9 protein-coding genes are annotated in these 7,332 nt (G+C 71.9%); 4 read left to right on the top strand and 5 right to left on the bottom strand.

Going from position 1 to position 7,332, the window contains the following annotated elements:
- Positions 1 to 568 (top strand): MltA domain-containing protein (locus B0W88_RS27960; protein WP_198937960.1); only part of this gene is annotated, 568 nt, incomplete at its 5' end.
- Positions 569 to 575: 7 nt separating this feature from the next.
- On the opposite strand, the gene B0W88_RS27965 is transcribed toward B0W88_RS27960, so the two are convergent.
- Positions 576 to 857: a DUF427 domain-containing protein gene (locus B0W88_RS27965; RefSeq protein WP_077037837.1), complete on the bottom strand. Its 282-nt coding sequence runs from the start codon at positions 855 to 857 to the stop codon at positions 576 to 578.
- A gap of 99 nt (positions 858 to 956) precedes the next feature.
- Here B0W88_RS27965 and B0W88_RS27970 point away from each other — a divergent pair, with 99 nt between their 5' ends.
- The 3 genes from B0W88_RS27970 to B0W88_RS27980 are packed head-to-tail and all read left to right on the top strand — an operon-like array spanning position 957 to position 2,983.
- The gene (locus B0W88_RS27970) at positions 957 to 1,211 is read left to right on the top strand and encodes a hypothetical protein (protein WP_077037838.1); all 255 of its coding nucleotides are present in this window, start codon (positions 957 to 959) and stop codon (positions 1,209 to 1,211) included.
- A gap of 3 nt (positions 1,212 to 1,214) precedes the next feature.
- Complete coding sequence (locus tag B0W88_RS27975; protein ID WP_077037839.1) at positions 1,215 to 2,108, top strand: TIGR02285 family protein; 894 nt, start codon at positions 1,215 to 1,217, stop codon at positions 2,106 to 2,108.
- A complete protein-coding gene (locus tag B0W88_RS27980) occupies positions 2,108 to 2,983 on the top strand; it encodes a hypothetical protein (RefSeq protein WP_077037840.1) in 876 nt (291 codons plus the stop codon). The genes B0W88_RS27975 and B0W88_RS27980 overlap by 1 nt, the downstream gene beginning before the upstream one ends.
- A gap of 9 nt (positions 2,984 to 2,992) precedes the next feature.
- Here B0W88_RS27980 and B0W88_RS27985 read toward each other — a convergent pair whose 3' ends face one another.
- The 4 genes from B0W88_RS27985 to B0W88_RS27995 form a co-directional block, all read right to left on the bottom strand.
- On the bottom strand, positions 2,993 to 4,651 hold the full coding sequence (locus B0W88_RS27985) for an NAD(P)/FAD-dependent oxidoreductase (RefSeq protein ID WP_077037841.1): 1,659 nt from the start codon (positions 4,649 to 4,651) through the stop codon (positions 2,993 to 2,995).
- Between the two features lie 91 nt (positions 4,652 to 4,742).
- Entirely contained in the window at positions 4,743 to 4,907 is a 165-nt protein-coding gene (locus B0W88_RS34540) for a hypothetical protein (RefSeq protein WP_198937961.1), read from the bottom strand.
- Between the two features lie 65 nt (positions 4,908 to 4,972).
- The gene (locus tag B0W88_RS27990) at positions 4,973 to 6,451 is read right to left on the bottom strand and encodes a GDYXXLXY domain-containing protein (RefSeq protein WP_083749121.1); all 1,479 of its coding nucleotides are present in this window, start codon (positions 6,449 to 6,451) and stop codon (positions 4,973 to 4,975) included.
- A partial coding sequence (locus tag B0W88_RS27995) for a DUF2157 domain-containing protein (RefSeq protein WP_144007014.1) occupies positions 6,448 to 7,332 on the bottom strand: 885 nt, incomplete at its 5' end. The genes B0W88_RS27990 and B0W88_RS27995, both read right to left, overlap by 4 nt.

Genomic DNA, 7,332 nt, shown 5'->3' on the forward strand with positions numbered 1-7,332 from the left:
CTACCGGCCGCTGGCGTACATCGAGGATCCGATCGACCTGCAGGTGCTGCAGCTGCAGGGCTCGGGGCGGCTGAAGCTGCCGAACGGCGAATGGCGCCGCCTGTCCTTCGCCGGGCATAACGACCAGCCTCTGCGGCCCCTGGGCGTGGCCCTGGCCGAGATGGGCGAATGGCGCGGCGAGGGCCCGACCGCCCCGCGCGCCTATGTGCGCGAGTGGGCGCAGCGCAACCCGCAGCGGCTGAACGAACTGCTGTGGCGCAACCCGCGCTATGTGTTCTTTAGCGAGGAGCCGCTGCTCGATGCCGGCACCGGCCCGCGCGGGGCCCAGGGCGTGGCGCTGACGCCGGGCCGCTCGGCCGCGGTGGACAAGGAAGCCATCCCGCTGGGCACGCCGCTGTGGCTGGACGGCGGCGCCGCGCTGCGCCGCCTGGTGATGGCGCAGGACACCGGCGGCGGCATCGTCGGCGCGGTGCGGGCCGACTACTTCTGGGGCTGGGGCGCCGAGGCCGAGCAGCAGGCCACGCGCACGAAATCGCCGCTGCGGCTGTGGGTGCTGCTGCCGCGTTGAACCTCGCTCACTCGACGACATTGACGCCCTTCCAGAAGGCGTAGCGCCCCTTGATCTCCGCGGCTGCCGGCAGCGGGTCGGCGTAGTACCAGACCGCGTCGGGGTTCATCTCCCCGTTGATGAACAGGCTCAGGTACTGGGCCTGGCCCTTCCAGGGGCAGCTCGTGCGGTGGTTGCTGAAGCTCGTGTACTCGCGCTTGAGCGACTCGGGCGGGAAGTAGTGGTTGCCCTCGACGAGCACCGTGTCGTCGCTCTCGGCGATCACCACGCCGTTCCAGATGGCCTTCATGCTGCATTCCTTGCTTGTGCGGGAAGGCGCCACTATAGGTGCCGCAGACATAAGCCTTTACTTCAGCGGCATCGCCCCGAACCACGACAATAGCGGACGATGAAACGCTACTACGAACACCGCGGCCGGGACATCTTCGTCACCGCCGGCAGCGCGCGCGAGCTGGCGCCGGGCGCCTTCGGCGTCTGCGCGATCGGCGGCGGCGCGGAGGGCTGGGCGGTGGTCCATGTCGGGCCCGAAGGCGATGTGGCCGACCTGGGCGGCGAGTACTTCTTCGCCACGCCCGAGGAGGCGCTGGAGTTCGCCCGCGAACTGATCGACCTGCTGGCTCCGCAACAACAGGCGCCCTGCTGAACGATGGCCCTGCGCATCGCTTCTTCGATGCTGGTGCTGACGATGATGTTCCTGCTCGCCGCCCTGCCTCGCCCGGCCGCGGCCGAGCCGGCCGTGGGCGCCATCACCTGGCTCACCGCCGACACCGGCCGTGACGGGCGGCCCAACGCTGGCCTGGCCGACCGCATCCTCGCCTACATGCGCCTGCATTGGCCGCAGGTGGAGCACCGGCTGGAGGTCGCCAACGCCAAGCGCAGCTGGCAGCTGATCAACGGCGGCGAGCATGTCTGCCATGTGGCCTGGCTGCGCCTGCCCGAGCGCGAGAAGATGGCCTACTTCACCGCCACCCAGATGGTGCCGCCGATCCAGCTGATCGTGCGCGCCGACAGGGGCGCGCGGCTGCCTCTGGGCCCCGGCGGGGCCGTGGACCTGGCGCGGCTGCTGGCCGACAGGGGCATGCGCGGCGTGCTGATCGACGGCCGCAGCTACGGGGCCACGATCGACCGGCTGATCACGCAGCGGGCGATCAACCCCGAAGTGGCCACCGTGTCCACCGGTGACTTCGGCAGCCAGCTGCTGCCGCTGCTCCTGGCCGACCGCGCCGACTACACGCTGGAGTTCGACGTGATGATGCGGATGATCCAGGATACGCAGCAGCGCCAGCGCATGGCGCGCGAGCTACGCAGCCTGCCGATCCAGGGCGCGGACTCGCTGCTGCCGGTCGGCGCGGCCTGCCCGCGCAATGCCTGGGGACTGGCTGCGATCCAGGGCATCGACCGGGTGCTGGGCACGCCCGCCGGCTCGGCGATGCTGCGCGAGGGCTTTGAGCAGTGGACCGCGCCTGCCATCCTGGCGCACTATCGCAGCCAGCTCGATGCCTTCTACAAGGTGCGGGCCCAACCCTCACAGATCCGCTGATGTTCCCGCCACGCCGCCTGCTGCTGCGCCTGTTGCCGCTGACGCTGGGCCTGGCCGCCCTGCGCCCGGCCGCGGCGGTCGAGGTCGAGCAGATCACCTGGCTGCTGTCGGCCCGTCCGGGCGGCGAGGCCACCGAGGAATCACGCATGGGCGACGCGCTGCGCGACTTCATCGAGGCCGCCTGGCCGCAGCCGCACTACATCCGCGTGCCGGCCAATGCGCGCCGCGCCTGGCAGCTGATCGAGCAGGGCGAGCGGGTCTGCCAGTCCTCCTCGATCCGGACCGCCGAGCGCGAGCGCATCGCCTATTTCGCGGACACGCTGCTGGGACCGCCGCTGCAACTGATCGTGCGCGGCGACATGCTGGCATCGCTGCCGCGCACTGCTGCCGGCGAGGCCGACCTGCCGCGGCTGCTGGCGGAGGCGAAGCTGCGCGGCGCGCTGGTCGACGGACGCAGCTATGGCCGCAGCATCGACGCGATGCTCACCATGCCTGGCCCGGCGCTGACCCGCTACGCCTCGAGCGACTTCGGCAGCCAGATCCAGACCATGCTGGCCCTCGGCCGGGCCGACTGGACCATCGGCTTCGACGCCGAGCTGTCCCAGGCGCAGCGGCGCGCGCCGGCGCTGCGCCAGCTGCGCAGCCTGCCGATCGCCGGCAATGCCGAGATGGTGCGCGCCGGCATCGCCTGCCCGCGCAATGCCTGGGGTCTGGCGGCGATCCAGGGCATCGAGCGGGTGCTGGGCACGCCGACCGGCGCGGCCCTGCTGAAGCAGCAGGCGCTGTACTGGCTGACGCCGGAGACGCGCGGACGCTATGCCGCGCAGTTCGACGAGTTCTACCGCGAGCGGGCCAAGCCAGCGGCGATCCGCTGAGCTAACACCTTACTTCGACGGCACCACGCCCAGCAGCGAGGCGCCCACCGCCTCGGCCACCTCGATGCCGTCCACGCCGGCGCTCATGATGCCGCCGGCATAGCCCGCGCCCTCGCCGGCCGGGTACAGGCCCTTGATGTTGAGGCTCTGGTAGTCGCGGCCACGGGTGATGCGCAGCGGGCTGGAGGTGCGGGTCTCGACGCCGGTGAGCACCGCGTCGGCCATCGAGAAGCCCTTGATCTGGCGCTCGAAGGCCGGCAGCGCCTCGCGGATCGCGTCCAGGCAGTAGTCGGGCAGACTGCCGTTGCCCTTCTGCTGCAGGTCGGTCAGCGTGACGCCGGGCTTGTACGAGGGCTCCACGCCGCCGAAGGCGCTGCTGCGCTGGCGCTTGATGAAGTCGCCCACCAGCGAGCCGGGCGCCTTGTAGCCGCCCTCGCCCAGCTCGTAGGCGCGGCTCTCCCAGATGCGCTGGAAGGCCATGCCGTCGAGCGGGTTGACCGGGCTCTTGTCGGTCTTGCCGTCCTGCCGGTAGTCCTGCGGGCTGATGCCCACGACGATGCCCGCATTGGCGTTGCGCTCATTGCGCGAGTACTGACTCATGCCGTTGGTGACCACGCGCAGCGGCTCGCTGGTCGCCGCCACCACCGTGCCGCCCGGGCACATGCAGAAGCTGTAGACCGAGCGGCCGTTGCTGGCGTGATGGACCAGCTTGTAGTCGGCCGCGCCGAGGATCTCGTTGCCGGCGTTGGGGCCGAAGCGGGCGCGGTCGATGACGCCCTGCGGGTGCTCGATCCGGTAGCCGATCGAGAAGGGCTTGGCCTCCATGAACACGCCGCGGCCGTGCAGCATCGCGAAGGTGTCGCGGGCGCTGTGGCCCAAGGCCAGCACGACGTGGTTGGTGGCGATCTGCTCGCCGGACTCGAGCGTGACGCCGCGCACCTGGCCGTTCTCGACAGCGAGGTCGGTCACCTTCTGCTGGAAGCGGATCTCGCCGCCCAGGCGCTCGATCTCCGCCCGCATCTTGATCACCATCGAGACGAGCCGGAAGGTGCCGATGTGCGGCTTGCTGACGAACAGGATCTCCTCCGGCGCGCCGGCCTTGACGAACTCGGTCAGCACCTTGCGGGTCAGGAAGCGCGGGTCGGAGATCTGGCTCCACAGCTTGCCGTCGGAGAAGGTGCCAGCCCCGCCCTCGCCGAACTGCACGTTGGACTCCGGCTGCAGCTCGCTCTGGCGCCACAGGCCCCAGGTGTCCTTGGTGCGCTCGCGCACCTGCTTGCCGCGCTCCAGCACGATCGGCCGCAGGCCCATCTGCGCCAGGATCAGCGCCGCGAAGATGCCGCAGGGGCCGAAGCCGATGACGACGGGGCGCTTCTCCTCGGGCCACTCGGCGGGGGCATGGCCGACGAACTTGTAGCCGGTGTCCGGCGTCGGCTTGACGTGCGGATCGTTCGGGAAGCGCTTGAACACCGCCGCCTCGTCGGCGAGCTCGCAGTCGATCGTGTAGATCAGGACGATGGCCGATTTCTTGCGCGCGTCGTAGCTGCGCTTGAAGACGGTGAAGTTCAGCAACTGCTTGTCCTTGAGCTTGAGGCGCTCGAGGACGGCGGGGCGCAGCTCGTGCTCGGCATGGTCGAGCGGCAGGCGGAGTTCGGTGATGCGGATCATGGTGAGCGATCAGGCAGTCGGGGGCGGTGGAAATGAACAATGCCCCGTGCCGTGGGGCGACGGGGCATCCGGGCGCGAAGGCCGCCGGCGATCAGCCGCTGTGCGGGCGCTTGCCGGGGTTCTTCTTGGAACGGGTGTGCGAACCGCGCTCCAGGCTGCTCAGCTGGCCGCGGCCGGCGGTGAAGGTGACGCCCTTCGGGGCGGCGGGACGCGGCGTGGCCTTGCGGTCCGCTTCGGTGATGATCTTGTTGCCCATGATGGCTCCGTAGGATTTGCGAAAAGACAGCCGTCGAAAAGGGCTGAACCGAAGATTTTAGACGATCACGGCGCAATCAGGGGGGCGAGGGGGTGCAGCGCCTCGTCGGCAAGCCCCACCAGCAGGGCCCGGCCGTCCGGCAGAACGCGGAATTCCCCATAGCGGGCGAGCCCGAAACGCTGGGCTTCGCCCTCGCGGAAGAACCAGGCGTCGGTCACCAGGATCCAGCGGCCGTCCTTGGGTGCCAGCTCCATCAGCAGCTCGCCGGCAGCGGCGCCCTGCCCCGGCGTGGCGACGCGCAGCGGCCGGGCGATGCGGCGCTCGTCCAGCGCCAGCACGATGCGCGGCCGGCCGGTGTCCACGGGCAGCTCCTGCACGCCGGGCGGCAGCGCGAAGGCCAGCCGCATGTAGTCGCCCTGCATCAGCGAGCGGGGATCGACCGGCACCAGCGCCACATAGACCGGCGCGCCGTCGCGGATCAAGGCTTCCTTCTGCCAGATCAGGCCGTTGGCCACCGCCAGCACCGCCAGCGCGCACAGGCCCGCGGCCCAGCGGTAGCCGCCACCGCCCGCCGCGGCCGCCACCACGCCGGCCCGCGCCAGCAGCGCCGCCAGCCCGAGCAGCACCGCGCCGCCGGCGGCCAGCCACAGCGCCTTCTGCGCCAGCGGCCAGTCCAGCTCGAAGTAGAAATGGCCGACGACCCAGGCCGCCGCCAGCGCCGCCGCCGTGGCCTGGCGCCAGCGCCCGCTGCAGGCGGTGACGGCGATGGCCAGCAGCAAGGCGCCCAGATGGCTCATCGGCCATGCCAGCGCCACCAGCACCGCGCCGGCCAGCAGCAGCGGCCAGCGCCGCAGGCCCGGCCAGGACCAGGCCGCCCAGGCAGCGGCCGCCAAGGCCAGGCCGGCCGACAGCCAGGCCGCCGCCGAATGCTCGTTCAGCCCGCCCAGCGCCGCCCGGCCGCCGGCCTGCACCGCCAGCAGCAGCAGGCAGCTCATCAGCCAGCCGCAGGCGAAGTCCTCCAGCAGCGCGCCGATACCGGCCGGCACGCGCGGCGCCGCCAGCAGCATCGCGGCCCAGGCCGCCAGCAGCAGATGCACTTCGATGAAGCCGGAACCCAGCCTCAGCCACCCCTCCGGCTGCAGCGTCAGCAGGCCGAGGCCCGCGGCGCCCGCGCCCAGCAGCAGCCGCAGCCAGGACCGCGTCACGGCCGCGGCCACGATCACGCTGACCACCAGCATCAGCGCCGAGACCAGCGCCTCCTGGTGCTGCAGCTGGTTGACCAGGCCCCAGGCCAGGCAGGCGCCGCCGGTCAGCAGCAGCGGCACCGCGAGCTGCTCGACGAACAGCGGCAGCGCCGCCGCGCGCAGCAGCAGCACGGCCCCGACCAGCAACCCCGCGCCGATCACCAGCGGCGCGATGCCGCCCTGCAGCGCCGAGCCCAGCAGCATCACGATCATCGCAACCAAGGGCACTGCGGCCAGCCACGCGCCCAGCGCCGTCAGCAGCACGACGGGCCAAGGACGGGCAGGGGCGGCTTTGCTCATGGTTGCGCGCGCCGCTTCGCCAGCGCCATCAAGCCACTGACCGAACCGGCCAGCAGGCCGGCCGCCACCAGCCCGATCAGCAGCATCTCGCCGATCGGGTCGCCGCCGCCGTGGCGGTCGTCCAGCAGCAGGCGGGCCAGGCCGCACACCAGCAGCACATCGAGCGCCAGCGCCACGACGCTCAGCGAGAACAGGTCGAAGAAGGCCGCGAGGCCCACCAGCACCGCAGCGATCAGCGCCAGCAGCACCAGGCCGGCGCCGTACTGCGGCCCGACGTGGCGGGCGAACAGCCCGCCCAGCGCCACGCCCAGCACCGACAGCACCGACAGCAGCAGCGCCGTGCGCATCGCCCAGGCGCCGGCGCCGGTCCTGCGGCGCGCCAGCGGCCCCAGGCCCAGCCACAGCAGCGCCAGCAGCGCGAAGCCGAGCAGCTGCACCGCCAGGTCGCCCGGCTCGATGCGCCAGCGGTGGCCGGTGTGGGCCTGCACCCAGAAGCTGATCGCGGCCGCGGCCACCACAGCCCAGGGCGCCCACAGCACGTCGCTGCGCAGCACCAGTGCCAGCGGCAGCGCCAGCAGCGCCCACAGCGCGAACAGCTGCCAGGCGTCGGCGCCAGTCTGGTAGGTCTGGCCGAAGTAGGCGAACAGCGCGCCGATGCCCACCAGCGCCAGCAACCCCGGCGCCGGCCCCCAGGCGCGGCGGCCGGCGGCAAGACCCGTCACCAGCACCGCGCCCTGCAGCAGCGCGAAGCGGCCGGCGCGGCCGAAATCATCCCAGTTGGCCGCCACCCACATCACCAGGCCCAGGCCCAGCAGCGCCGCGCCGAGCACGGCGAGGCCGCGCGGCAGCCGCGAGTCGAGCGTGGCGGGCTGGTCCATCCC

This window comes from Pelomonas sp. KK5, assembly GCF_001984095.1.
Classification (GTDB): domain Bacteria; phylum Pseudomonadota; class Gammaproteobacteria; order Burkholderiales; family Burkholderiaceae_C; genus KK5.

Excerpts from the sequence above, each read along its gene's own strand:
- B0W88_RS27965 (WP_077037837.1), bottom strand. The coding sequence starts at position 857 with ATGAAGGCCATCTGGAACGGCGTGGTGATCGCCGAGAGCGACGACACG.
- B0W88_RS27970 (WP_077037838.1), top strand. The coding sequence starts at position 957 with ATGAAACGCTACTACGAACACCGCGGCCGGGACATCTTCGTCACCGCC.
- B0W88_RS27975 (WP_077037839.1), top strand. The coding sequence starts at position 1,215 with ATGGCCCTGCGCATCGCTTCTTCGATGCTGGTGCTGACGATGATGTTC.
- B0W88_RS27980 (WP_077037840.1), top strand. The coding sequence starts at position 2,108 with ATGTTCCCGCCACGCCGCCTGCTGCTGCGCCTGTTGCCGCTGACGCTG.
- B0W88_RS27985 (WP_077037841.1), bottom strand. The coding sequence starts at position 4,651 with ATGATCCGCATCACCGAACTCCGCCTGCCGCTCGACCATGCCGAGCAC.
- B0W88_RS34540 (WP_198937961.1), bottom strand. The coding sequence starts at position 4,907 with ATGGGCAACAAGATCATCACCGAAGCGGACCGCAAGGCCACGCCGCGT.
- B0W88_RS27990 (WP_083749121.1), bottom strand. The coding sequence starts at position 6,451 with ATGAGCAAAGCCGCCCCTGCCCGTCCTTGGCCCGTCGTGCTGCTGACG.